Origin of the sequence: Gardnerella sp. DNF01189 (assembly GCF_049244195.1) — a bacterium.
Lineage (GTDB): Bacteria > Actinomycetota > Actinomycetes > Actinomycetales > Bifidobacteriaceae > Bifidobacterium > Bifidobacterium swidsinskii.
The window spans coordinates 384,424-410,577 of the sequence record NZ_CP058385.1 but is presented as its reverse complement, the minus strand read 5'-3'; the positions used below and the strand labels follow the sequence as shown (position 1 = coordinate 410,577).

Sequence of the window (26,154 nt, the reverse complement as noted above, 5' to 3'; positions counted from 1 at the left end):
TGTTATTCCTCTGTATTCGCATTATCAGCGTGATTAACGCTTAATTCACGTTGAGCGCGAGCAATAATCATACTGCGCAATGTTTCAGGAGCAACAGCTGTAATATGACGTGCGTGAGCAATGCAAAAAGCAACGAACCATGAATCAGAAGAAACAGTAAGATGGACTTTTACTCCGCTGCCACAAGTTTCCATAGTGGCTCCAGAAAGATTCTTCAAAAAGTTCAATTCTGTTTCATCGGTAATGAAGCAAGTTTCAGTTCCGTTATCAAAGCTCCACTTGCGAAGTTCACTAACTGGCACATCTGGAATTTTAACTTGAGATACAGGCTCTACAACTTCTGCACGTTCAATACGTGCTACGCGAAGAACTTGCCAAATGCGAGGCAATCCATTCGCTTTATTAATTGTCGTATCTTTAGCAACAAATTCACGTTTATCTTCTGGTGTTTGCTGCTCTACATCAGTCCATACTGCAACATAGTAAACGCCTTCATCAACGTAAATCTTCGACGGTGCAACAATCTTGCGACGAATACGTCCTGCCCCGTCAGTGTATTCCATATCTAGTAAAGATCCAGAGTTAATAGCACTGCGAACAATAGAACAATTTCGAGGCTCAATTTCGTAACCTGTTAAACTCAGCCATGGAGTTTGACCAGGAAGAACATGACGGCGAAGACGCTTATACAAGGATTCAGCTTGTGTGCGCTGTTCAATAGGCAAAAGCAAGGAATGCGCCAAATAATTAGCAGACGCAGTAAGCATGCTCAAATATTGCTGTGAAATTCCAGCAAGTCTTTCCAATCCTAAAGAGTTAGTAGCAGAAACAATTCCCTCGTTCTCAAGAAGAGTCCAATCTATATCAAAGAATTGGCTTCCGGCCATTTCCCCATCGTCAGAAACAGTAGTAAGAGTATTTATATCCTTGTGAAGAATTGTAACAAATCGACGAAGTTCATCATCGCTTTTTGGTCTACCAATAAAACGCTCAGCAAGCTCGTCTAATGGGAATTCCTCTCCAAGATGAGCAGACAAGAAAAGCATCAATCGAAGCCTACGATCTACTTCACTTCCAGTTTGGAATGAAGAGCCTTTTTTGGTATGCGATTTATCAGTGTTGCTATTTTGTTCTTCAATATTTTGCGCTTCTTGTATAGCACCTTCTTCATCTTTTTGCTCATTTTCGTCATATTGAGCAAAATTAACTGCTGCGTGCAAACGGCGATGGAAAGCATCAACCGCTTCTTGAGGGCTTACTACGCTAGATCCAGGATGTTCTAGTACAAACATCGCTAAATCGTCAGCATCAGTATAAGCAACGTTTAAATGTTCACCATCGACATCCACAGTTGCGGCAAATCTGCGAGAATCAATAACTTTTACCAATGAATCAGGTAGCATTTGTGTTCCAAGACCAGGTGCGATTGAATCTAATCCTAAGCCAGGAATAGGAGTTTGTGGAACTCTAGGAGCAGTGCGAGAAGTGCGCTGTTGCTCGTGTTGACCTGAATCAAGAGAAGAAATAGACATTGAACGAGCAAGATAATTTGCTGCAGCTAAAACTGGTAATTCAGATTGGTCGAAACGTAAACGTACGCGAGGCTCATCGCCTAATTGCAAACGATAAGACGCAAAGTCTTGACCTTCGGACTTCGAAGAATATTCTGGCTGCCTAGACTCTATTGCAATACCCATAGCAGCAAGCTTTGCGCGATCTCGCTGGAACTGTTTTGCGAATGCTGCTTTAGCTGCTTGATCTGCAAGCTCACCGTATGAATCTGCATATGCCTTTACGCGCTGTGCAATTTGACGCGAAGTCAGCCATTGCGGGAATGCGGAAGACAATACAGCGAGTACATCTAACTCGTGTTTGCCCCATTTGTCGGAAAAACGTCGCCTTCCGTTGCTTCCTTCTACCATTAGTCCTCACGTATCATGTTTGTATCAATTTACTTATGCGCCTTGCATACAAGCGACTACGAAATGCAGCAAAACTTGTGTTGCAATATTGCGCACACCTTTTCTATTTTAATGGTGTTTTGCGGTACGTGTGGACATTTTTTTAAAAAACTTCTAATAATTATATATTTTTTATTCACACGAACATCAACAACGTTGAAAATACGCCATTTTTTCGCGACACGCCATATAATTTTTTATAGATAATTTTATTTACTATCAATAAAAATCGCATATTTGCAAGAAATCTGCTTTAAACCCAAGAGTCTGGTTCAATTCCTTGCGGTCCCACGAATTCTCCATTTGGCACATAACTTGGTTCTCCTGTATCTTCTAAAACAGCGTCAGCAAACATTGAAACTTGGTTTCCAAATGTCCAATCTCCCCTAATAGTTACTGATTTTGCAGCAGCTAAAGCTGGAACAGAATATGGGAATCTTTCGTTGAAATCATTGATGTTTTTGTAATAACGTGGATCCAAATCAATATCAGGAAATATATAGTTACCATCTTCCATTTCATATGAATCAGTAAGATGGAATCTATCTGATCGCATAATAAATAAGTCATTGGTTGTTTTAACAGGCAAGAAACGCATGCGATCAACTTCTACGCAAATTGCGTCATCGAAAAGTGAAGCTATTGCTCCCATTGCTGTTTCCAATTGCACTACCGGAGTGCTGCTTTCGTCAGTTGGGTCAACAGTTTTGTGATTAAAAATAACAGGCAAAGGCAAAATCCCTTTGTGCTCTTTTAACTTTTTTTCTAGAGCATCTACACGAACCCAAATATTATTTGTGTTGAAGTATGGATGTTTTTTAATGCTTTGTGCGCTTCTACGATCCTCAGGATGAACCTGTGTCATTTCTCGTAGCATTAGTCTTCCTGTTTTCGCGTCCCTAACAATGTGACCGCCCTTACGATCTGCTTGAGTTCGCTTCGCAACCTCAATCATGATAGGTGCGCCAGTATTTTCAAAATGTTGAGCAAGAGTGCGCGACGGTCTAGCACCTAAATTGTCAGAATTTGAAATAAACAAATACTCAATTCCATTTTCTTTAAGAGTATGCAATAAATCAGATTCCCACAGAGTTGAAAAAATATCGCCGTGACCTGGAGGACACCATTCAAGAGATCGATCTTCCTTGTGAGAAACCGGTTCTCCAGTTTCCTCTGCTAATTTTGGTTCTTGATGTTGAATAATTTCTACAGGAATATTGTCTTGCACAAACTTGCGATTGCGTTTTAGTACTTGCAAAGTATCATGAGACGTGCGGAAAGAATTCATGAAAATAAGCGGAAGATTAACTCCTAATCGCTGACGAGCTGTAAGAACTTGTCCAATAATAATATCAATAAAGCGCATTTGGCGAGCTTTATGCCTACGAACTGGTAGTAAAGATTTTGCGCAAGACAAGCCCATAGATGTTCCCAAACCGCCATTTAATTTAATAAAAGCAGTTTTTGCGAATGCGTTAACAGCTTTGTCGTGATCAATAGTTTCGTAAATTTCGTGGAAAGTTGGAACGCTTTTAATAGGCTCAACCGTGCTCTCGCGAATAAACTCCGCAGACTTATCCCCTGATTTATCTAAATTCCAAGCATTATATAAGTGTTTAAATTGTTCAATAGCAATTTCGCTCATGCCTTGTTCGCGCATCTTTGCAGCGGACAACTCAAACGCGTCATCCATGTAAAAGCCTCCTCGTATGCATGTGACCTTAATAGTTTAGCGATTTGTGCGTTGCTGCGCAAATATTGCTTTTAACGGTTATTTTGAAATACTATTATGATTCTACCAAAGTTAGAAATTGCAAGATAGAAAATAATAAGCGCAGCCAATAATAAATACCGACTGCGCTTATGAGAAAATTTGCTACTAAACACCACTAAATATGAAATTTAGTTATTTTCTGCATTGTTGTCATCATTTTCTTCCGGTTCATCGCCAGTTTTTAGATGATGCTCGTCGTAGCCTTGCAAGTAACGAGTGTGGCGCCAATGGTGAATAGAAGCGTTCGTACCGCGATGATGTACGTGATACTTACGTGGAGTACCGCCATAAGGAAGCTCTTTAACTTCGCTAGCAACTGCCATTTGGTTCACATTAGAAGGATCCATAATAGCAATTGGAGCAACAGGCTCTGGTTCTGTTGGAGCGGCAGTTCGATTCTTCAAGTGCGATGGCAACCATTGTGCAAACCAAGACAATGCCAAGCAAATAAGGAAATATATTACTGCTGCAACGCTTAATGTTTGCAAAATATTAAAGTACATTGATCCGAGTCTGCGCGATTCCTGAAGCAAATCAGTGTACATAATAATTGAACCAAGTGCAGTATCCTTCAAAACAACTACAAGCTGAGTTACTGCTGCAGGCATCATAGCAATAATTGCCTGAGGCATTTCAATTTGTGTCAATGATTGGTACTCGCTCAATCCTAATGCAAGTGAAGCTTCTCTTTGACCGTTTGGCAAGTTGCCAACACCTGATCTAACAAGTTCTGCAACAACAGAGCCGTTATACATAATCAGTGCCAAAACAACAGCCCAGTATGATGATTCTTTCATACCAGAAAGTGCGAATGCTCTCCACAAGAAAATCATAAGCATCAATACTGGTACTGCGCGGCAAAATTCTACTACTATTGCGGAAATACTACGAATAATAAAATTAGGTAGTAAACGGCAAAGTCCGAAGAATAAGCCAAATACAATAGAACCAACTACTGCAAGTAACGATGCTTTTAGTGTCATCCATAATCCAGGAAGATAAAAATCAACCCAGGCCTCAGATTCGAGTGCAGGATTCCAAAGCGTCCAAGAAAGTTGGTTTTCTCCCTCTGGAGGATTGCTCAAACGAACGAGAATAGCAATAATGCAAATAACAAAAATGCAACCGGCAATAATATTAGCTATGCGAATTTTCTTAAGAGCTTTTGGACCTGGAGTATCGAATAATAATGATTGTTCACGTTGTTTAGCCATTGTTATCACCTTCTCACAGCAAGTTTATTTGACAAATAAGTAGTCAAAATGCCGATAGGAATGATGAGCATAATGTATCCGCAAGCGAAAATTAAGAAGATTGGAACAATCAAATCTGCATGTTTCTCAATCATTTCGCTCATCATTGTTGAAGTCTCAGTGGCAACTGATGCTGCAGCAGCAACTGTAGAATTTTTAAGCAAAGCAATAAATGTATTACCTAATGGTGCTACTGAACCGCAGAAAGTTTGTGGAAGAATTACTTGTGTTGCAGATTGGAAGAAATTTAATCCAAGGGCGCGGCAAGCTTCTGCTTGACCAACAGGTACGGTATTAAGACCAGATCTCAAAGATTCGCAAACAAATGCTGCAGTATAAAGCGACAATCCAGCAACTGCCAGCCAGAAGAAATTCACTTCAAAAATTGAGGAGAATCCTATCTTAAGCTGAGCGTAAACGCCTAAAACCATGAAAACCATAATGATGGTAAGTGGCATGTTTTTAAACAATTCAACATAAACTGTAGCAATCATGCGTAATGATGAAACAGGGCAAATGCGCATAGTAACAAGAATTACGCCAATAATTGATGAAAAAAGTACACTCCATAAAGTTATTTCAATATTAACCAAGAATGCTCCTGGAATATTGTAGGAGGTAAATAGCTGCATAAAATCTTGCATATTACTTCTCTCCTTCTTGAGGAATTGGCGGATTATACTTTGCGTTCGGCTTAAAGCCAGTGCCTCGTAAATTGTCGTCTAGAGCTCTTTTCCATGATCCGTTACGAATCATGTCTTTTAAGGCTGCATTAATTTTCTTAGCTAAGCCTGTATTTCCTTTTTTAATGCCAATTCCGTAATATTCTGCGGTAAATGGCTTGTTTACAAGCTTTAAACGACCTCGAGAAGCGGTTGCTAAACCAGCAAGAATAATGTCGTCGGTAGTTACAGCATCTACAATTCCTGAGAATAATGCAGTTGCACATTCTGCATAACCAGGCTGTTGCATAAGCTGTACTTTTGAAGAGTAACGCTCCTTAATAGCAATTGCAGATGTTGAGCCTGAAACTGAGCATAAACGCTTTCCGTCCAAATCATTTGGACCGCTTACTTTATGCTCATCTTTTCGAATTAGCAAATCCTGACCGGCAATAAAGTAAGGTCCTGCAAACGAAACCATTTTCTTGCGAGCGTCAGTAATGGAATATGTTGCAACAATCATATCTACATCACCGTTTTGAAGCATTGTTTCACGCTGTTTAGATGGTGATTCTTTCCATACGATTTGATCTTCTGAATAGCCGAGCTTTTTGGCAACGTACTTAGCAACATCAACGTCGAATCCAACGTAAGTTCCTGATTTTTTGAAACCCATACCAGGCTGATCGAATTTAATACCAATGCGTATGACTTTTTTACCATCGCTACGATCGCAAGCTGTAAGCGGCATAACGCAGCATATGGTACAAAGCATCGCTAGTATCGCACGAAAAATGCGATTTTGTAATATTTTCATATCTTTTCCCTTCGTAAGAACTGTTTTAAAGTTTCAGAATTTTTACTGAAAGATAAAACAAAAAAGCAGATTAATGCGTAAGAATCTTGGAAAGGAAATCTTTTGCACGATCAGTTTTTGGATGTTCAAAGAATTCTTCAGGAGTGCCTTGTTCAAGAATTTGACCATCTGCCATAAATACAATTCTGTCAGCTGCCTTGCGTGCAAATCCCATTTCGTGGGTAACACAAATCATAGTCATGCCTTCTTTTGCAAGCTCAACCATGACATCAAGAACTTCATTAACCATTTCCGGATCTAGTGCAGATGTAGGCTCGTCAAAAAGCATAACTTTTGGCTGCATAGCAAGAGCTCGAGCAATTGCAACACGCTGCTGCTGGCCGCCGGAAAGTTGTGAAGGCATTTTGTTTGCTTGATTATCAACTCCGACTCGAGTGAGCAATTCCATAGCAAGAGATTCAGCACTTTGCTGATCCATATGGCGCACTTTCATTGGAGCAAGAGTAACATTTTCCAAAATAGTCTTGTTAGCGAAAAGATTAAAGGACTGGAATACCATACCAACTTCTGCTCGCAAAGCTGCAAGTTCTTTTCCTTCTTGAGGAAGTGGCTCACCGTCAATACGTATGTCACCTGAATCAATAGTTTCGAGACGGTTAATTGTGCGACACATTGTCGATTTACCAGAACCAGATGGACCGATAATAACTAGTACTTCGCCTTTGTTAACAGTCAGATTGATGTCTTTTAGCACATGAAGTTTTCCATAATGCTTTTCGACATGACTTAGTTCTACGAGGGGATTTGCCGCTTTTTGCACTGAAATAGTGCGATTAGTCATATCCTCGGCGTTTGGATTTGACTTTGATACTTGCTTATCCATAACAAGAAGTTTAGCTAATCTGTGTTACAGCTATTTATCACTATCGTTACGTTTTGTAACTCTTACGTTACAAAAAAGCCGTTGATTGTGATTATAAAATCAACAATCAACGGCTTATCAATAATATTTTTTACAAGTATTTCTATTTACTCGTTTTCTTCTGGATCGTAATCAACGCCAGTTTCAGCACGCTGCTCGTCAGAAATCGGAGCAGGAGCGCCGGTTAGAGGATCTCGACCGCCGCCAGCCTTAGGGAATGCAATTACGTCGCGGATTGAGCTTGCGCCTGCCAAAATTGCAGCAGTACGATCCCAACCCAAAGCAATACCGGCGTGAGGTGGAGCACCATACTTGAAAGCTTCAAGCAAGAAGCCGAACTTTTCGTCAGCTTCAGCCTTATCGATTCCAAGAACATTAAGCACACGATCTTGAATATCGTCGCGGTGGATACGAACGGATCCGCCGCCCATTTCATTACCGTTGCACACGATATCGTAAGAATCGCTCATAGCGTGCTCTGGATCTTTATCAAACTTATCAATCCAATCAGCAGATGGCATTGTAAACGGATGGTGCATAGAAGTCCACTTTGAGTGACCAACGGCAACGTCGTCATCATCTGGATCATCAGTGCGCTTAAATAGTGGGAAGTCAACAACCCAAGTGAAAGCAAACTCATCTGGGTGAAGCAATCCTGCGCGGCTAGCAAGTTCAACGCGCACTGCGCCGAGCAAAAGCTGCGAAGACTCGCGAGAACCTGCTGCGAAGAACACTGCATCGCCATCTTCTGCTCCAACAGCTTCCTTAAGACCTGCGCGCTCTTCTTCACTAAGATTCTTAGCAACAGGACCCTTTAACTCGCCATCTTCACCAAACACAACGTAAGCCAATCCCTTAGCTCCACGCTGCTTAGCCCAATCCTGCCAAGCGTCAAATTGGCGACGAGGAGTTGCAGCACCGCCCTTAAAGAGCACAGCGCCAACGTATGAAGCTTGGAACACGCGGAATGGAGTGTTCTTAAAGTAGTCAGTCAACTCAATAAGTGGGTTTCCAAAACGCAAATCAGGCTTATCGGAACCATACTTATCCATTGCTTCCTGCCAAGTAATACGAGGCAAAGGAAGAGTAATCTCGTGACCAGCTTCCTTCCAAATAGCAGCAATAACGCGCTCTGCCATAGCCATAACATCTTCCTGGCTTGCAAAGCTCATTTCCATATCAAGCTGAGTGAACTCAGGCTGACGATCTGCACGGAAGTCTTCGTCGCGATAGCAACGAGCAAGCTGATAGTAGCGCTCGACGCCAGAAACCATGAGCAACTGCTTTAGAAGCTGAGGAGACTGTGGAAGTGCGTACCAAGAGCCTGGAACCAATCGTGCTGGAACAACGAAGTCGCGAGCACCTTCAGGAGTTGACTTAATGAAAGTTGGTGTTTCAACTTCAGTAAAGTTCATGTCTTCCAAAGCATGGCGGGCAGCCTTAGCCATATCAGAGCGAAGCTTCAAATTGCGCTGCATAGATGGGCGACGCAAATCAAGGTAACGATACTTCAAACGAACATCTTCGCTTGGAAGCTTGTTCTCGGACTCGTTTTCCAAAGCTGTTGAAACCTGGAATGGCAAAGCGTCTGACTTTGCGAGAATAGTAACAGTTTCTGCAACAATCTCAATTTTACCGGTTGCTAAATGATCGTTTTCGTTGCCATCTGGACGCAAGCGAACTTCGCCGGTCACTTGCACAACGAATTCACTACGCAATGGTCGTGCAGTTTCTTCATCGTAAATAACAACTTGCACTAAGCCTGTGTTATCACGGACATCAACAAAGGCAACTCCACCATGATCGCGGCGACGATCAACCCAACCAGCGATGGTTACTTTTTGCCCGACTAATTCTTCAGTCACTTCAACGGCATGATGTGTGCGATACGCCGTCTGGCTCATAAGTCCACTTCCTCTACAATCTAATTGATATATTCATTTGTTTCTATTGACATGATTTTGCGCACAATATTCAAGCAAATTTGCAAGAACATTATTTAGCGCAAGAAACTGTCTGCCGGGCATAAACAGTATCCGGTTGCCAAGACGTGGCATCCGCGGTTTCCTGTTCGCCAGTAATAATATTTTTTACTTCATCGTGAGATGACTCTGATTCAGTGCTATCAGCAGGGAACCACACATAAGGAATGCCGAGCTTGTCAGCATATTTTATTTGCTTACCAAGCTTTGCTGCGCTAGGAGCAACATCTGCTGCAATGCCTCGATCTCGTAAAGTTTTAGCAATAGCATTGCATGCAGGACGATCTTCTTCATTCCACACTGCAACAAGTACTGCAGCAGGAGAAACTCGGGAAACAGTAGCTCCTGCAGTGTGAAGCATATAAGAAAGCAGTCGAGACATGCCAATTGAAAGTCCTACGCCTGGATACTTCTTCTTGCCCTGTGAAACTAAATTATCGTAACGTCCACCAGAGCAAATTGAACCAAGAGATGCTGCATTATCAAGGAAAGTTTCGTAAACAGAACCAGTATAGTAGTCAAGTCCACGAGCAATCTTCAAATCAGCAACAACAGCGCCTGGGCGAATACGTGCTGCTTCGTCTACAATCATCGCAAGAGTTTCAACACCTTGAGAAGCTAAAACGTAAGACTCGTTATCATCACTTCGAGAAATATTATGCTTATCGCATAATTCGTTGAAACGAGACTTCAACTCATCTCCTGTTTCGGCAGTAAGTTCAGCTAATTCTAAGCATGCATCAGCTTGAGAAGCCGTAGCGCCGCATTCTTTTACCAAAAGCTTGGATACTTCTTCAGCGCCAATTTTGTCTAGCTTATCGATTTCTCGAAGAACTCCCTCGATATCGCTTAATCCAATACCGCGATAAAAACCTTCAGAAAGCTTTCGATTATTAGCATGAACAGTTGCCTTAGGAAGACCAAACTTACGTAAACGCTCAAGAGCTTCAACCATAACAAGTGGAAGTTCAACTTCGTAGTGTGAAGGTAATTCGCCATTTCCTACGACATCGATATCTGCTTGAACAAACTCACGGAAACGACCTTCTTGTGGACGCTCCCCTCGCCAAACTTTTTGCATTTGCCAGCGCTTAAATGGGAACGTCAAATCGCCAGTATGCTCAACGACGTAACGGCTGAGTGGAACTGTTAAATCGAAATGTAAGCCAATGCGTTCTTCTACAGGAGTGTCGGATTCGTGACCAACTTCTTGTAAACGCGATAATAAATAAATTTCTTTACTGGTTTCGCCTTTTTTTAATAAGCTTGAACCCTGTTCTACTGCACGCGTTTCAATTCCAATAAAACCGTTGAGTTCAAACACTTCTCTTAGTGTGTCAATTACTTGCTGTTCAACAGCGCGTTCACTAGGAAGCCATTCAGGGAAACCCGATATTGATGAGCCTTGTACCATGTCCACTATAATAGGTGGTGTTGCGGAAAAATCATGGCTTACCGTCATACTTATTCGTAACAATGTTACCGTGCATCTGCTGTAAGGAGTCGTCCCGTGACCGAACAGTCTAAACCTGAAGAAACTACTAAAACTACTACCGCGCCAAAGCCAGTTGCTCCATCTCCAGCAAGCTTCGCGCATAAGACTCGTGTTGTTGCTCAAGCACCAACCATTTCTTATAGTGAAGAGGATATTAAAGCCGCAAAAACCTTTGGCCGTGTTGATGAAAATGGCACTGTTTACGTTACTGAAAACGGTGTTGAGCGTGAGGTTGGTCAATACTCCACTGGCACTCCTGAAGAAGCGTTGACTTTCTATATTCATCGTTATCTTGATTTGAAGATTAAGCTTGATCTTTTCGCTAAGCGCTTGGAAGCTTCCAATGTAAAAGCAAAAGAAATTGACGAAACGCTTAATACTTTGAAAGCTGAATTGGAAAATCCTGCTGCCGTAGGCGATATTGCTGCTTTACGTGCGCGACACGCCGAATTGGCTGCAAAAGGTAATGAAAAGAAGGAAGCAATCTCTAAAGCTCGAAAAGAAGCTCTAGAAAAAGCTTTGAAAGAACGTACAAATATTGTAGAACGTGCAGAATCGTTAGTAGCACAAATGAATGAATCTACAAACTGGCGTGAATTAAACGATAAGTTACGTGCTTTATTTGACGAATGGCAGGAGCATCAGCGTACTACTATTCACTTAAATAAGTCTGATGCCGATGCTTTGTGGCAGCGTTTTTCAAAGGCTCGTTCTGCATTCTCTCAGGCTCGTAACTCTTGGGTTAAAGAACGTGAGCACGTGCGTAATACTGCTAAGCAGCTTAAGGAAGCTATTATTGCAGAAGCTGAAAGCTTAAAAGATTCAAAAGATTGGCGTGAAACTTCTATGAAGTTCAATGCTTTGATGGATCGTTGGAAGAAAGCTGGCAATGCTGGTCGTCAGCACGATGATGCTTTGTGGGCTAAGTTCCGCGAAGCTGCTGATGCTTTCTATCATGCTCGTCAAAATGACCGTGAAAAGGTTAATGCTGGAGAACACGAAAATCTTGCTAAGAAGGAAGCTTTGCTCGTAAAAGCAGAGGCTTTGTTGCCAGTAGAAAATGAAGAAGCTGCTAAGAAGGCTCGTAAGGCTTTGTCTCAGATTCAGGAAGAATGGGATGCTATTGGTTTCGTTCCTCGTGAAGATATGCGTCGTATTGAGTCTCGCTTGAACGACGTTGATAAAAAGATTAAGGCTGTTGAAGACGCTGCTTGGCGTGAGGCTGATCCTGAAGCTAATGCTCGTAAGTCCAGTTTTGCTTTACAGTTGGAAGCGCAACTCGAAGAGCTTAACGCTGCTATTGCTAAGGAAACCGATAATAAGCGTAAAGCTAAGTTGGAAGCTGAAAAGGCTACTAAAGAGCAGTGGCTTAGCGCTGTTAAGTAAATTAGTTTTATAACTAATTAAAAGTATGGGGTTGCTTAAAAATCAAGCGACCCCATACTTATTTTTCGGCTGTATTTTAAGATTTATTTGCTTTTAAGAGTTTTTTATTAAAGATTTAGCTAAATGAATAAAAGTATTAGCTAAATTAGAATCTGCCAATTTTCCATTTTCGGTTAGAACAGCAGGTCGCCCTGCTTCACCAGTTTCTCTAAGCGCAGGATCTAAAGGAAGTTGAGCTAAAAGAGGCACATTAGTGCCAAGAGCGTTACAAAGTTGTTCGCTTACTCTCTTTCCTCCCCCTGAACCAAACAATTCTAAGCGCTCGCCGTTATTTTCAAACCAGCTCATGTTCTCAACAACTCCGCGAACTTTTACAGGAATTTGCAAAGCCATAAGACCTGATCTAACTGCCACATCTGATGCACTAGGCTGTGGAGTTGTTACTACAACAAGCTCTACGTTTGGTAAGGATTGCGCTACAGCTAATGCCATATCTCCTGTGCCTGGAGCTAAATCAAGAAGTAAAACATCGGGGTTGCCCCACCAAACATCGGAAAGAAACTGTTCTAAAGAACGTTGTAATCGTGGCCCTCTCCACAAAATAGCACGATCGGTTCCAGCAAACATTCCAATAGAAATAAGTTTTACTCCCCAAGCAACTACAGGCATAAGCATTCCGTTTAAATTTGTTGGTTGAGAATTAACTCCAAACATTCGCGGTAAAGAAAAGCCGTAAATATCGGCGTCAATAGCTGCAGTATCGTAACCTAATGCTGCAAAAGTTGCAGCTAAATTAGCAGTTATAGAAGATTTTCCCACTCCGCCTTTCCCAGAAGCTATAGCAAAAATTCTCGTGCGAGTGCCAGCTTTATTAAATGGATTTTCTTTGCGTTCAGCTTTTAAATCTGCAACTAACTTTTCTAATTTAGTTTTACTCATTGCAGTAGCGTTAACGTGCGGTATGAGTATTGCTTGAGGATATTTAGATATAGCTTCTTGAACTCGTCCTGTAATCACTTCTGCCAGAGGGCAATTTGGCACAGTAAGTTCAAGATTTATTTCTACATCATAAGCAAACTTTGTTGCATCAATGGTTTCAGCTTTTTTTATCACATGCACTCCGGTTACCATATTTAATTCGGTAACAGAGCGACCTAATTCTGGATCAATAACGCTACCCAGTAAATCGTAAACTTGTTTTTCGAGTTCACTTGTATTCATGCGTTATGATTCCTCAGCAATGAGATTTGGCACAGTATTATTTGCAATTTGTAGTATTTCTTCTAAGTTCCCAGTTTTTAAAAGAGTATTAAACTGTTGTTCGTTAAGCATAGGAATGCCAAGTTCTTGCGCTTTAGTTGCCTTGGATCCTGCATTTTCGCCTAGAATAACGCAATATGTGTTCTTGCTTACTGACCCTGATGCTTTGCCGCCTCTTGAGACTATAGCTTCTTTTGCGCTGTCCCGTGTAAATCCTTGCAAAGATCCTGTAACAACTATTGTTTTACCTACTAATGTTTGAGCGAAAGATGATGCTTCAACTTTTCCTACTACACCTGCTCCTTGCCACGATTTTAATACTTCAAATTGCCAATTAGCAGGGTCTTTAGCTTGCTGGAACCAGTTGTATACTGCTTGCGCAATTTCAGGACCAACTCCATCAATTTGTGTAAGTTCTTCAATAGATGCTTTGGAAATATTGTCTAAAGATCCAAAATTTGCCGCTATAAGACGTGCAGTTGGTGGACCTAGTCTACGAATAGATAAAGCAACCAAAACTCGCCACAGTGCTGCATTTTTGCCTTTTTGAGCTATTTCTTCAAGCATGCTACGAGTAGTTTCAGAAGGTCTTGTATACCATGGCACATTTATTGTTTCTTTAGCGTTGTCGCTAGTTTTAGCATTTCTAGTAATGCGCTTATTTTTCCAAAGTACTACTTTAGCGTCAATTGGAACCTGGAATTTAGGATATTGAGGATCCCATTGTTCGTTTAGTGAAGTAGTTTTTTCGGAAGTTTCTGCTGCTTCGTAATTTGTAGATAACTTTGCTTCGATTGTGCGAGTCCAAAATGCTCTAACTTGATGCCAAAGACCAGATCCGCCTATTTTGCGTGTACGCTTTTTAAAGCTACCGTCTTTACTAACTTCTTTCCACTCTTCAACAAGAGGAATTTCTTTCCAAACCATTACATTTTGTAAATCGTCGGCAGTAATACTAAATAATCCAGCTTCATTTCTAAGTACTGGAGTTTGTGGTTCAGGTAGCGTTAAATCTGGTGAAGGTATATATGGTTGTTGAGTTGCGCCTCGCTGAATTATAATTTTATCCATATCTGGGCAGTAAACTTCTGCAGTTGTAGGCCTGCAATCCTCAGGATTTGTGAGAGCTAGCGCAGCGTTATCGCCCAAATTTTCAATATCAAAAGCTTGTCTGGAAGCCAAGTGAATTATTCGTTCTGTAAGTTGAGCTGGACAGTTTTCTACATTTGGGCAACGAATGTCTTTATCTCCCTCTTTTGCAGGAGCTAGCTTAGTTCCACAAGATGGGCAGTATTCTGGCATAACAAACTTTTTAAGTTCATTTTCTCGCCCTTCCCTAGCTTTAAGTACCGGTCCGACTAATTCCGGAATAACATCCCCAGCTTTACGAACTACGACAGTATCGCCAATTAGCACACCTTTATGTTCAACTTCGTAAGCGTTATGAAGAGTTGTACGCGAAATTGTCGATCCTGCTACAGTAACAGGTTCAAGAACAGCTACAGGAGTTACTCTTCCAGTTCTTCCAACCTGGACAATAATATCCTTCAAATAAGTATTAACTTCTTCAGGAGGATACTTGTATGCAATAGCCCATCGTGGAGCTCTAGAAGTAGCTCCTAGTTGATGCTGTAATGCTCTGTCATCAACTTTTACAACTATGCCGTCTAAAGCGTGCAAAATATTTGCTCTATGCTTTCCGTAATAGTCAATCATTTCTTCTATTTCAGAAAAATTTGTGACTTTTCTTGTGTACGGAGAAACAGGTATTCCCCACTGTTGATAGAGCTTATATGCGTCAGACTGATTAAATTTTGTTTCACTATTGTTATGGCTTGTATTTTCTTTCCAACGAAGCTCACCTAGTCCGTGTGCAAAAAAGCTTAATCGACGCGTGGCTGTAATTCGTGGGTCTTTTTGGCGCAAAGAGCCAGCTGCAGCGTTACGAGGGTTTGCAAAAGCAACTCGTCCAGCATTTTCTTGTTCATCATTTAATTTTCTAAAGTCTTCCCATTTCATAAAAACTTCGCCACGAATTTCCACGAACTCAGGAATATCGTCAGGATTATCAGAATGAAGCTGTGTTGGTATTGCTTCAATCGTTCTTACGTTTAATGTAATATCCTCGCCAGTTACGCCATCGCCTCTAGTAAGACCTTGTTCAAGAGTACCGTTGCGATAAATAAGATTTAAAGCAAGACCATCAATTTTTACTTCGCAAGTCATAGGAAGAGGTTGAGACTCATCCCATTGTAAATCGCGAATTACGCTGTTATACCAATCGTGTAATTCTTCAATTGAAAATACGTCATCCAAACTCATCATTCGAGACGGATGCTTTACAGAAGTAAAATCGTTAGAAAAAGTTCCACCTACGCGATGTGTTGGAGATTGAGGTGTGTCTAAAGTTGGGAAGGCAGCTTCTAAAGCGCTTAGCGCTCGCATTCTTGCATCATATGCTGCGTCTGAACTAGTCGGAGAATCTTCTACGTAATAAGCAATTTGATCAGATTGTGCCCAAGCTGCCAATTTTGCCCAAAGTTTCGCAGCTTGCTCTATAGTAAGCGTCGCTGGCTGCAAGTTTCCAAGAGCCAACGCATCAGTGTCTGTTGGCTGAAGTTGAGCAATCCACGTATCTGTTTTTTGCGTATTTTCATGAGTCTCATTTTGCTCGTCAAAATCGTCAAAAAGAGTCCATTGTGCGTTTTTTGACTCGATATCATCGTGAGCCATACTCATGAAACCCCCTTCAAATCAGCTGTTGCTTTATATAGATTATGTCACTTACCATTTACGCATTTAATGAACGTAAGAACTGTGATTGTACTGCACCTTCACAATCGTCATTCAGTGACATTCGAATATGTGCTACACACAAAGTTCTTGCAATTACAAACATTCCATCGTCAACAGTTAGCTTTGCAGCTTTTCCAATAATATGATTTGCTTCAATATTAGGCCAGACAGGAATATCGTCACTCATAAAGCAATGTCTGACATCATCCATACTAGTAGGAGCTTTATAACACTGCGAGCGCATTCGTGATAATAATTCTTCTAGTTCCATTTGTAGCGGTTCTATTCTTCCTGGAGCTAAATAGTCTGCCATTCGGTAAGCGCTTGCTGCCAGAGTGAACTTGTCTTGCATCCAAGCTGCATAAGCTAATCTATAGTATGCGAATGCTGCGTCGTCTTTGTCTAATGCGACTCGAAGTGCGTTTAGACATGCTGCTACTGTTGACGTCCAATCTTCTTGTTGCGATAATGCTGCTGCAAGTCGCAAATGCGATAATGCGTATGTTGGAGCGTATGAAACCATTGTGTTTAAATGTTTTAACGCCGCATCATATTGATGTAGTTGTGAGAGCAAATCTGCTAATTCCATGTGGGCGTAGAATAATCCGTCTGGAATAAGTAGTGTTTGCTCGTCTGGTGTTGCGAATAAGCGGTTGTACACTACTCGTTCTGCATATGAATTAAAGTAACGTGGCACAGCATTATCTATTGTGAACATGGTGTCAAATTTTGCAATATTGTTCTCATAAGATTCTAATGCTTGTTTAATGTCGCCCTCTATGAGTTGTTCTTGGGCGTGTATGCGCATATCTCTTATATTTTGAGATGCTTTGAAATGAAGTTCCGGTATTGTAGTTTCGTCAATAAGTGAACGAGTTACTATATCTGCTTGGTTGTTAAGCTCTGGGTCGCCAATTTGTTCGATGATATTCATTGCTTCACGAGCTTTTTCAGCTGTTGTTAGCAATGGTTGTGAAGCAATATGATGAAAATCGGCGACTGCTTGCTGTAGCAAGTCTTCTCGTTGTATAGAAAGACCTTTAGCATGTTCTGTTCCGAGTATTTCTTCTTGTTCTTCGTTAAATAGTGTGTCTGAAAACTCTGGCTCTTCCTGTGCGCCGTTAGGCGAGAAGCAAGTGTCATGCAAATCGAATGATGGTTCTACAGTGTTAAGCTTGCAATTTTCGTTTAAGCTTATACGCGCGTTAGATTTTTTGTAGAATTCTATAGGATTTTGTAATCCGTGCGAACGAATATGTTTTACGAAATTGTCACGTTCGAAAGTGACGGTCATTAAAGTTCGCACTTCTGGCGGTTCGCTAAATGCTGCTAAAGGATTTGTGTTATTTGTGTTGTTTGCGTTGTTTTCATTGTTTCCGACTTCCATCGCGCTTGTTAAATCATCACTATGCTCATCTACTAATGATTGCGCAGCTTCTACAACATCAGCAAACGGTAGGTGTTGCAAATCTTGCAACTTAGAAGGGTCACCATGAATGTCTCCATCTTTTGGCTCACCTTTTTCGTGCGTACTATTGTTATCAATTCTATTTAGTGCTCTTAGCGTACGATTTAGTAGATTGCTAATAGCGCTATCTTGTGCAGCAACCATTTCTTCTAAACCTATAGAGTCAAGTCTAATAGAAACTTGCTGTATTTTATCGCTAATACCAAAAGCGAGAGTTGCAAGCATAATTCCAATTCTCAAATTGTAATTTACTGAAATATTGGACTTTTCGCTATCGCTATACTCATGCCACTTATTTTTATGAGTATCGTAGATACTTCTTGGCATTAGTGATGATCCTGTTGCTGTAAAAGCTAATGCAACTTTCCCATCTCCTAAATTAGAGCGAAAATCTGCATCAAAACGGAACGGTAAATACAAGCTACGAATAAGTTCAGCTAAAGATTGGCGATACAACCACTCTCCTGCTTCAGTCTGTTTTAAATACGATGCAGACTGTTGGCACTTGCGAGCTTTGCGCCATAAATGCATTAATGGGCGAATACAGTCATCTTGCGTAGGATCTCCGAAACTTTGCATTCCTAAATCTTCGCTAGCAATAAAAGCTGGATCTTCAATAAATGAGTTATCGATAGCACAAATGCGCTCGCAAGTAATATTATCTTCTAAACTTTTACCACCTTGCGATGCGTTTGCTTGAATGCATTGATAAATTGCTTGTAGTCTGTTTAATGCACCTTCAATGCGCAACACTTTCAAAGCTGCAGAAGGCTCTAATGAATCATCCCAAATCAAGTAATGTGCTGAAGTTTTCTGTGCAGGTTGTAAGTGTAATCTTTCCGCTGCATGGACTGCTTCTAGACTGTGAGTTTGCTCTAATGCTCCAACGTCGCGCATGACGCGTTCGTAGTATTCTTCCAAACCGGAAACTCTAAAACCTTCTTTGCGCGCAGTTTTAATATCGGAAACGCTTCTTCTTATTGCGCCAAGAGGAGCTTCTGTATGCAAGCGGTGTAATACGTGAAAATATCCAAAACCAACTAATGATTGGTGTAAATCTGGCACAAAAAAAGTCGCAAAAAATACTGTAGCAATAGCGTCTTCATATGAAAGATTGCATCTAAAATCGTCACTCAACGATACGCGTGTGCCTTCAATAGTATATTTTTTATGCTTTCCATTGTTTAAGCAAATCCATGAAGCAACTTGATGCAAGCCATCATCTAAAGAAACTTGCATAACAACATCGCCATAGACAAAAGGCTTATCGTTAATGTTTTGTTTTGCGTATGAGCTTGAAGTATTCTTATTTACTTTCTTTTTTCGTAAATTTTTAAATACGCTTTGTAGTTGTTTTGTAAAGTTATGTGATGCTTGTATTTGCTTAGATCCATAGAATCTAGTTTTGTTATATAGATTAAAAGACCCTTGCTCAATAAATGACAATTGTGGTATGCGCTCAATTGCTTCTACAGGAGTTACTTTATCTCCTGTGTAAACTCTCCCATCTTTGTCTGCGATTGCAAGTTGACGAAAATGTTTTCCATCATCTTTGCATAAACCTAGTGCAATTCCAAATAGTTTCCCAGGGATTTTAAACCAAGCTAGTTGGGTATTTGCTGGAAGTCCTGGAAAATCACGAAAAATACGGTGTTTAGAAAAAGTAGGAATGGAAGTAATTTCGCCTTGTTGCCATAAGGAATCAATAGCGTCTGACATGATTGACATACGATCTTCTTTAGAGTGTGTCTGCTCGGTAGATTGCACGTCTTCAGCCATAATCCCCATTCTTTCAAGTCGTTGACATAATGCAAGTTGCGTTCGTAAGCATTCAGCATTTAATCTTATGCGCTGACTGCACTCGTCACATCATAGTTCAGTATATAAGTAGTATATAGGAAACGCATGTTCGATGTGTGAATGTTGCAGAATTGTGGATATTTTATTTTCAAATGGAGCGGACAACGGGACTCGAACCCGCGGTCTCAACCTTGGCAAGGTTGCGCTTTACCAACTAAGCTATGTCCGCAAACAAGTGAATACCTTATATCATTTTCATAAAAAGTGCAAATTAGGTATGTCGCAAGCCTTACAAGTACTGGCTGTACTTGTAAGGCTTACTTATTTCAGATTTTCAGTGTTTTAAGTTGAAGACTTATTTTATTTGTTTGCTTACTTGCTTTCGTCATCGCGCTTTGGAGAAGATGGTGTTGCACCTTTTTCAAGCACTCGACCAGGGCCTGCAAGATAAGCTGCGCGGCCTGCCTCAATACCAAGCTTGAATGCTTTAGCCATAAGCACAATATCGTTTGCAGTAGCAACTCCAGTATTTGCCATTACAGCTGCAGCACCCATTTCCATTGCTTCAGCAGCCTGGCTTGGAACGCCAATGCCGGCATCGACAATAACAGGAAGATCGATTTCGTCGATAATAAGCTGAATAAACTTCTTAGTTTCAAGACCCTTGTTAGAGCCAATCAAAGAGCCGAGAGGCATAATTGCAGCAGCTCCAGCGTCGCGCATTGCCTTAGCAAAGTACAAATCTGGATACATGTAAGGAAGAACAGTAAAGCCTTCGTCAGCCAAAATCTTTGTTGCTTGCAAAGTAGCTTCATTGTTTGGCAACAAATACTTGCGATCAGGAATAATCTCAAGCTTGATGAAGTTTCCGCAACCCATTTCGCGAGCAATATGTGCAGTGTTAACTGCTTCCTCTACAGTTACGCATCCGCTAGTATTAGGCAAAATGGTAACGCCTTCTGGAATATGCTTTAAAATTCCTGCAGCTTTCTCGCTATAGCGAATTGCTACAGTAATCATTTCAGCTTTAGCACTATTTACTGCGGCATCAATAAGCTCCTCAGAATACTTTCCAGAACCCAAAATGTATCGAGAAGTAAACTTCTTACCGCCCAATTCTAAATAATCTTCATTCTCCATAATTTCCTCCATTTTTTATCCATTTCAACGCTTCTAAGGCTTCTAAACTTGCGATAATCGAAACATAAGGCAAATACAAGCCTTCTTCGGGAGAAGACTTAAAATCACCCACTAAGCACACGTTTGAAAGATGCTTAATTTTTACGTTCCTAATATCTCCTAGTCCAGATAAGCCAGAAGCAGTAATAACATATTTGTTAGGATGATTCATGAAATAGTCAAGAACCATTGCTTTCGATTCGCGATTGTCGAATGCTTCAATAAACAAGTCGGAGCGTTCAGCAATCTCATCCAACGATTCCGGCGTAACTTTTTGCACAAAAGCTTCTACTTCAACGTACGGCAAAGTTTCATTAAGTCGCGCTTTAGTAGCATATACTTTGTGTTGTCCAATTTCGTTAATCGTATAATTTTGACGGTTTAAATTCGAATACTCGATACTGTCAAAATCGTAAATGTACAACTTTTTTACGCCGGCTCGCGCAAGCATCAACGCAATATTTGATCCTAAACCGCCGCAGCCAAGTATTGAAACTGATTGTTGAGCAAACAAATCATTATCTTCCTTTAGCTGACGTTTAAGAACTTTTGCGCGAATATCGTCACTTTCCATTCATCCTCCTCCCATAATGCTAAATACTTCAATTTTTGCGTTATCTTTAACTATGAAAGTTTCAAAATCTTTGCGTTTTACTAATTCACCATCAACTTCTATTGCAACAAAAGTACTGTCGTAGCCTTCGCGCTTAAGTAGTTCAAGTAAATTCTCGTTCTCAACATAATCCACAGTATCGTGATTAAGTTTCAGCACACTTACCTCCTTTCTATAGAATATGCTTTAAGTTTTGAATATTACGTTTGAATATTACGTTTAAAGATTCTACCTAATCCTTAGCTGGATGAAGAATAAACTTGCCCTTGAAGCCTTTGCAAACGCCATTTTCTTGGCTGTAAATTTCTTCGCCGCGAAGCAAAGTTCTTACCACCTGGCAGCCAATAGTGCGACCAACGTATGGGCTGAACTTGTTTCGATACTCAAGGTCTTCAGCTTTAAGAACATAAGGAGCGTTTGGCTTAATGAATGCAAGATCTGCGTCGTAACCCAAACGTATGCTTCCTTTTCCTTTCAGATCGAAGCGTTTTGCAGAATTGCTAGAATTCAATGCCACAAATTGAGTTAATGACATTCCGCGCTTTTGCACAGCTTCATCAAAGAACACATCAACATCGTTTTGAACGCTACCAATACCACCCCAAGCTGTGAAAGCATCATCAGTTTGCTTCAAACTCAAAGGAGCTGGCGAATGGTCGGAAACAATGAAGTTAATAGAACCGTCAAAAACCTTTTCCCACAAGCCATTCTGGTTTTCCTTGTCACGAATCGGCGGAGTGCACTTAGCAATATTTCCAATCTCGTCAAGCTCAGAAGTGTCGAAATACAGGTAATGGTTGCAAGTTTCGCAGCTTACGTCAACGCCATTCTTACGAGCGTCAGCAACAGCTTGAGCACCTTCTGGTGAAGAAACATGAACAATATGAATTCTGCATCCAGTTTCTTTAGCAAAAAGACAAGCGCGCTCAATAGCTTCAACTTCAGTGAAAACAGGTCTGGTTGCTACGAACTCAGAAAGCTTTCTAGCTCCCATTTGATGAGCTTTCTTTCCAAGCTGGTCTGTAATAGGAGCGTTTTCGCAATGCATAATCAAAATTTTGCCGGTTTTTGCAATCTGCTGCATACCGGTGTAGAGGGAATAATCGTCGCAATTATACAAATCAACTTGCAAATCCTTGTCGCCTGTAGTTCCAAGGAATGCCTTGTAATTAACAACACCTTGCTTATCTTGCTCGCATATCCCACCGTTTAGATTTTGTGGCTCCAAACCACCAGTTTGACCAACATCAACCTTGAGCTTTCCGTCGGCTTCTTCAAGCACTGCTTCAAATGACTTTCCATCAGTAGTAGCAGGAATCTGATTGCAAGGCATTTGCAGCATTGTAGTAATGCCGCCTTTTGCGCCGGCAGAAGTTGCTGTTACAAAACCTTCCCAATCGTCGCGAACGCCGCCGCCTGGAGCGTTAATATGAACATGAGAATCAACTTTTCCAGGAACAACTATTAAACCAGTTGCATCAATAGTTTTATCGGCTGTAAAGTTGCTTCCAAAAGCGGCAAACTTGCCGTCTTTAATTGCTATATCGGCTTTGGTGGCTTCATTATCGAATACAACCAAACCGTTTGTGATTACTACATCGTAGTTCATATTATTTCCTTTCTTTAGCCATTGTTGGCTGAAAAACTTTTGATAGTAATATTTGACACACGAATCCTACAGCGCATCCCACAATCCATGAGATTTGAGTAAGCGGTGAAAGTAGAGGAATTATCTGCCCGGAAAGAGCAAATAAAAGCCCAAGTATCGTAGAAGTATAAGATATCCAGTTAGTTCCAGAATAAGCAGATTTTGACGAGCTATTTGTATCGTAATAAATTTGATCAAGATCAATATGCGTGCGCTTTACTACGTAATAGTCGGCAAGTAGAACACCTGCAATAGGGCCTAAAAGCATGCCAATAAGATTCAAAAAGCCTGTAATATTAGCCATAAACTTCCACGGCATTAACACAGTGCTTACAAGAGCTGCAATAACTACGCCACGCTTATAATTTACAAATCGCGGAGCTAAAGCAGTTAGCTGGTATGCTGCAGGAACAATATTGCCAGTAGCATTTGTACAAACTGTAGTAAGTAGAAGCAACCCAGTAGCTATTGCAATTGCAGGAATACTATCCCACTTGTTTATGATAACAAGAACATCTGTAATAGTTTCATGGTAAAAAAGCGATCCGCCCACTAAAATAACTACGCTTGTAAAAGCAAAAAGCGCGTAACTCAGCAAGAAGCTAGCAATTTGACCTTTTAGTTGAGCCATAGTTGACTTTGCGTTTTGCGTAAAATCAGCAATAGAAACGGCAGGAGCAGCCCAAACACCCAGCACAGAATTTACAACCATCATCATGAAAAGCCCAAGACCGCAATTAGTTGGAGCTTGAACGGTAGCATGATATTGCATGATTGCAGATAAACCACCAGCACAGCTAATAGCCCATACGCTCATGCAACCAAAAACAACGTAAATAAGCGGGCTTAATACTACAGTTAGCTTATTAAGAGTCTTTCCTCCACCTAAGCCAATCGCCAAATTAAGCAACCAAAATATTGCGAAGGAAATAATAATAGGTATGTGCGAACCAACAAATGGTATTTTGCTTCCAAACGTAAGAAACTCAGGGCAAATTTTGCCAACTAGAATCTCTAAAGCTTTCGCACCTATATATGTTTGAATGCCATACCAGCAGATTGCAGCAACTACTCCCCTAAGGAATCCTGGTAGCTGAGCGCCTGCTTTTCCGTATGTTGCGCGCAAATGCATAGAAAACGGTATGCCGTATTTGGAACCTACAACACCGTTAGCAACCATGACAATTGCTGTAAGAATTGCGCCAAGCATGATACCAATCATTACGTAAATTGGAGAGTATCCCATCAAAAGGAACGCGCCAACTGCAGCATAATTAGGAATATTGTGTACAGACTGCATCCACAAAGTGCAAAAATTAAGAGCGCTCATTGTGCGTTTTTCTTGCGGCTTTGGCAGTAAATCTTCGTTGGTGTAGCCGCGCTCGCGGTAACATTCCAAGTTTTTACTAGCTACTGGCTCGTCTTGTAGCAGTTTACTAATTTGCATGCGCACCTCCTTACTTTTCTTGTTTGTAATTTGATTCTTTTTTGTGTTTTGAGTTTTTTGAAAGTAATAATCGCAACTTTGCTCAAAAATAAAAAAAGATACGAAAGGATTTCGTACCCGTGGTGGTGCGCCCCTTCGTATCAGCCTCTTATTCGTGAATAAGCGTTGTACTCTCATTCGATATTCACTTTTCTTCGCTGCGATTAATTAAGCAGTGAAGTTTGCATCGTATATGCCTTTTGCGTCCTTCCTAGATTTCTATTTATTTGGTTTTCGTTATCTTTTTAGTTGGTTTTTAGTTAGTCCTCATAAGCCAAACTATGCAGAGCATCTCGTAAAAGCTTTACTCCGTGAACAGCGTCTTGTGGATCTGTGTACTCTTCTGGAGCGTGACTAATACCATCTTTTGAAGGAACGAAAATCATTCCGGATTTTACAAACGGAGCAAAAATTTGCGTATCTTGACCAGCACCTGAATGCATGACTCTGTACGCATAACCTTGCTTATTAGCTTGATCTTTCAAAAGATTAATAATATCGTCGCTAAGTGGTGTAGGATCGTCAGACATCCACTTATCGATCTGCGCTGTAATGCCATAAGACTTGGCAGTTTCGTGAATATCCTCGTCGAGTTCCTGCAAGAATTTATCAAGAAAAGCTTTATCTGTATGACGGCAGTTCATTGAAAAAGTAACTTCTCCAGGAACAATATTTACTTGATTTGGAACTACGCTGATTCTACCGAAAGTAAGTACCAGTGGGTCGCCTGCTTGCTTGGCTTTGTCAAGATTCTTGGCGATTATATGAGACATGCAATCTACTGCATCGTGCCTGTAGGACATCATTGTTGTGCCAGCGTGATTTTGTACGCCTTTAAGATGAATATCCCAACGATGCTGACCAGCAATGCTAGTGATAATACCTAAATCTTCGTGATTGCTGTAAAGCGTTGGTCCCTGCTCAATGTGTAGCTCAATCCAGGCTTCAAGATTTGCGAACTTAGGTTGAGTTGTTTGATAATTGAACCCAGCTTCACGCATTGCTGTTTCGAAAGGAACACCTTCACTGTCGCAAATATTTTCTACGTCCTCTTTTTTGGCTAGTCCGAAGAAATTCTTTGAACCCCAGAATACGTATGGGAAACGTGAGCCTTCCTCTTCTGCTAAGCAGATAATGCGAAGACTTTTCTTTGGCTTTCCATATCTAGTAAGTAAATTCTTAATTGCTAAATATGCTGCAACTATTCCAAGTTGACCGTCAAAACGACCTCCTCTTGAAACTGTGTCAATATGCGATCCACAAGCTATTATGCTTTCTGGCTTTTCGCATCCTTCAACAGTTGCAATTAGGTTTCCAACTTGGTCGAATTCTACAGTCATACCGAGTTTTTCAAATCGTTGACGAAGAGCAAAAAGAGCCTGTTTCCAAGATTTTGTGTAAAGAGGTCGAGTAACTCCTTGTTCTCCTGGTTTTTCTGTGAATCCTGCAAGCCAGCTTATGGCTGATTCTATAGTTTCAGCACTTATGCTGCTATTAATCATCTGCAGTATTCCTCCTCACTTGTGCAAGTTTCCCCAAAAGTGACATTCAGGCGGATATTTTTTGGTTTTGGTTGTTTAGTTTTTTTTTTAATTGTTTAGTTGATACTCGTGTAATTGCTACTACTTTGTGGCAACGCAAGATATCACGAA

The 26,154-nt window shown here is 40.9% G+C and carries 18 protein-coding genes and 1 tRNA gene; 1 reads left to right on the top strand and 18 read right to left on the bottom strand.

All coding sequences use genetic code 11. The annotated features are described in order from the left end of the window. Positions 1-2 precede the first annotated feature (2 nt). The 8 genes from HXT41_RS01680 to hisS all read right to left on the bottom strand — a co-directional run bounded on the left by HXT41_RS01680 (position 3) and on the right by hisS (position 10,785). The gene (locus HXT41_RS01680) at positions 3-1,922 is read right to left on the bottom strand and encodes a helix-turn-helix transcriptional regulator (RefSeq protein WP_004108930.1); all 1,920 of its coding nucleotides are present in this window, start codon (positions 1,920-1,922) and stop codon (positions 3-5) included. Positions 1,923-2,214: 292 nt separating this feature from the next. Continuing rightward, positions 2,215-3,654, bottom strand: a complete 1,440-nt coding sequence (locus tag HXT41_RS01675; RefSeq protein ID WP_064621583.1) for a UTP--glucose-1-phosphate uridylyltransferase — start codon at positions 3,652-3,654, stop codon at positions 2,215-2,217. 209 nt (positions 3,655-3,863) lie between these two features. Further along, complete coding sequence (locus HXT41_RS01670; protein WP_064621584.1) at positions 3,864-4,949, bottom strand: amino acid ABC transporter permease; 1,086 nt, start codon at positions 4,947-4,949, stop codon at positions 3,864-3,866. Between the two features lie 5 nt (positions 4,950-4,954). Then, positions 4,955-5,632, bottom strand: coding sequence for an ABC transporter permease subunit (locus tag HXT41_RS01665; protein WP_004108938.1), 678 nt, complete (start codon positions 5,630-5,632; stop codon positions 4,955-4,957). A gap of 1 nt (position 5,633) precedes the next feature. Next, positions 5,634-6,467 carry a glutamate ABC transporter substrate-binding protein gene (locus HXT41_RS01660; protein WP_012914190.1) on the bottom strand — a complete coding sequence of 278 codons (834 nt, stop codon included), beginning with the start codon at positions 6,465-6,467 and terminating at the stop codon, positions 5,634-5,636. A gap of 70 nt (positions 6,468-6,537) precedes the next feature. Next, a complete protein-coding gene (locus HXT41_RS01655; RefSeq protein ID WP_012914189.1) occupies positions 6,538-7,350 on the bottom strand; it encodes an amino acid ABC transporter ATP-binding protein in 813 nt (270 codons plus the stop codon). A 146-nt stretch (positions 7,351-7,496) separates the two neighbouring features. After that, a complete protein-coding gene (gene aspS / locus HXT41_RS01650) occupies positions 7,497-9,293 on the bottom strand; it encodes an aspartate--tRNA ligase (RefSeq protein ID WP_116431675.1) in 1,797 nt (598 codons plus the stop codon). A gap of 91 nt (positions 9,294-9,384) precedes the next feature. Then, the gene (gene hisS / locus HXT41_RS01645; RefSeq protein WP_041160579.1) at positions 9,385-10,785 is read right to left on the bottom strand and encodes a histidine--tRNA ligase; all 1,401 of its coding nucleotides are present in this window, start codon (positions 10,783-10,785) and stop codon (positions 9,385-9,387) included. Positions 10,786-10,881: 96 nt separating this feature from the next. Between hisS and HXT41_RS01640 the strand changes: the two genes are divergently transcribed. Next, positions 10,882-12,252, top strand: coding sequence for a DUF349 domain-containing protein (locus tag HXT41_RS01640; RefSeq protein ID WP_012914186.1), 1,371 nt, complete (start codon positions 10,882-10,884; stop codon positions 12,250-12,252). Between the two features lie 93 nt (positions 12,253-12,345). Here the strand turns inward: HXT41_RS01640 and HXT41_RS01635 are convergent, their stop codons facing one another. The 10 genes from HXT41_RS01635 to HXT41_RS01590 all read right to left on the bottom strand — a co-directional run bounded on the left by HXT41_RS01635 (position 12,346) and on the right by HXT41_RS01590 (position 26,004). Continuing rightward, complete coding sequence (locus HXT41_RS01635) at positions 12,346-13,473, bottom strand: Mrp/NBP35 family ATP-binding protein (protein WP_012914185.1); 1,128 nt, start codon at positions 13,471-13,473, stop codon at positions 12,346-12,348. A gap of 3 nt (positions 13,474-13,476) precedes the next feature. Continuing rightward, positions 13,477-16,245 (bottom strand): NAD-dependent DNA ligase LigA, encoded by a 2,769-nt coding sequence (ligA, locus tag HXT41_RS01630; RefSeq protein WP_116994760.1) that lies wholly within the window; start codon positions 16,243-16,245, stop codon positions 13,477-13,479. A gap of 58 nt (positions 16,246-16,303) precedes the next feature. Next, a complete protein-coding gene (locus tag HXT41_RS01625; RefSeq protein WP_101886048.1) occupies positions 16,304-19,555 on the bottom strand; it encodes a tetratricopeptide repeat protein in 3,252 nt (1,083 codons plus the stop codon). 174 nt (positions 19,556-19,729) lie between these two features. Next, positions 19,730-19,805: transfer RNA gene (locus HXT41_RS01620), tRNA-Gly, on the bottom strand. A gap of 143 nt (positions 19,806-19,948) precedes the next feature. Further along, a complete protein-coding gene (locus HXT41_RS01615; RefSeq protein ID WP_004108959.1) occupies positions 19,949-20,716 on the bottom strand; it encodes a thiazole synthase in 768 nt (255 codons plus the stop codon). After that, complete coding sequence (thiF, locus tag HXT41_RS01610; protein ID WP_004108962.1) at positions 20,706-21,329, bottom strand: sulfur carrier protein ThiS adenylyltransferase ThiF; 624 nt, start codon at positions 21,327-21,329, stop codon at positions 20,706-20,708. The genes HXT41_RS01615 and thiF overlap by 11 nt, the downstream gene beginning before the upstream one ends. Further along, positions 21,330-21,527 carry a sulfur carrier protein ThiS gene (gene thiS / locus HXT41_RS01605; RefSeq protein ID WP_004106666.1) on the bottom strand — a complete coding sequence of 66 codons (198 nt, stop codon included), beginning with the start codon at positions 21,525-21,527 and terminating at the stop codon, positions 21,330-21,332. 73 nt (positions 21,528-21,600) lie between these two features. Continuing rightward, positions 21,601-22,977: an allantoinase AllB gene (gene allB, locus HXT41_RS01600; RefSeq protein WP_415692999.1), complete on the bottom strand. Its 1,377-nt coding sequence runs from the start codon at positions 22,975-22,977 to the stop codon at positions 21,601-21,603. A gap of 1 nt (position 22,978) precedes the next feature. Continuing rightward, a complete protein-coding gene (gene allW / locus HXT41_RS01595; protein ID WP_421788773.1) occupies positions 22,979-24,463 on the bottom strand; it encodes an allantoin permease in 1,485 nt (494 codons plus the stop codon). Positions 24,464-24,762: 299 nt separating this feature from the next. Then, positions 24,763-26,004 (bottom strand): hydantoinase/carbamoylase family amidase, encoded by a 1,242-nt coding sequence (locus tag HXT41_RS01590; RefSeq protein ID WP_004108971.1) that lies wholly within the window; start codon positions 26,002-26,004, stop codon positions 24,763-24,765. Between the last annotated feature and the right edge of the window lie 150 nt (positions 26,005-26,154).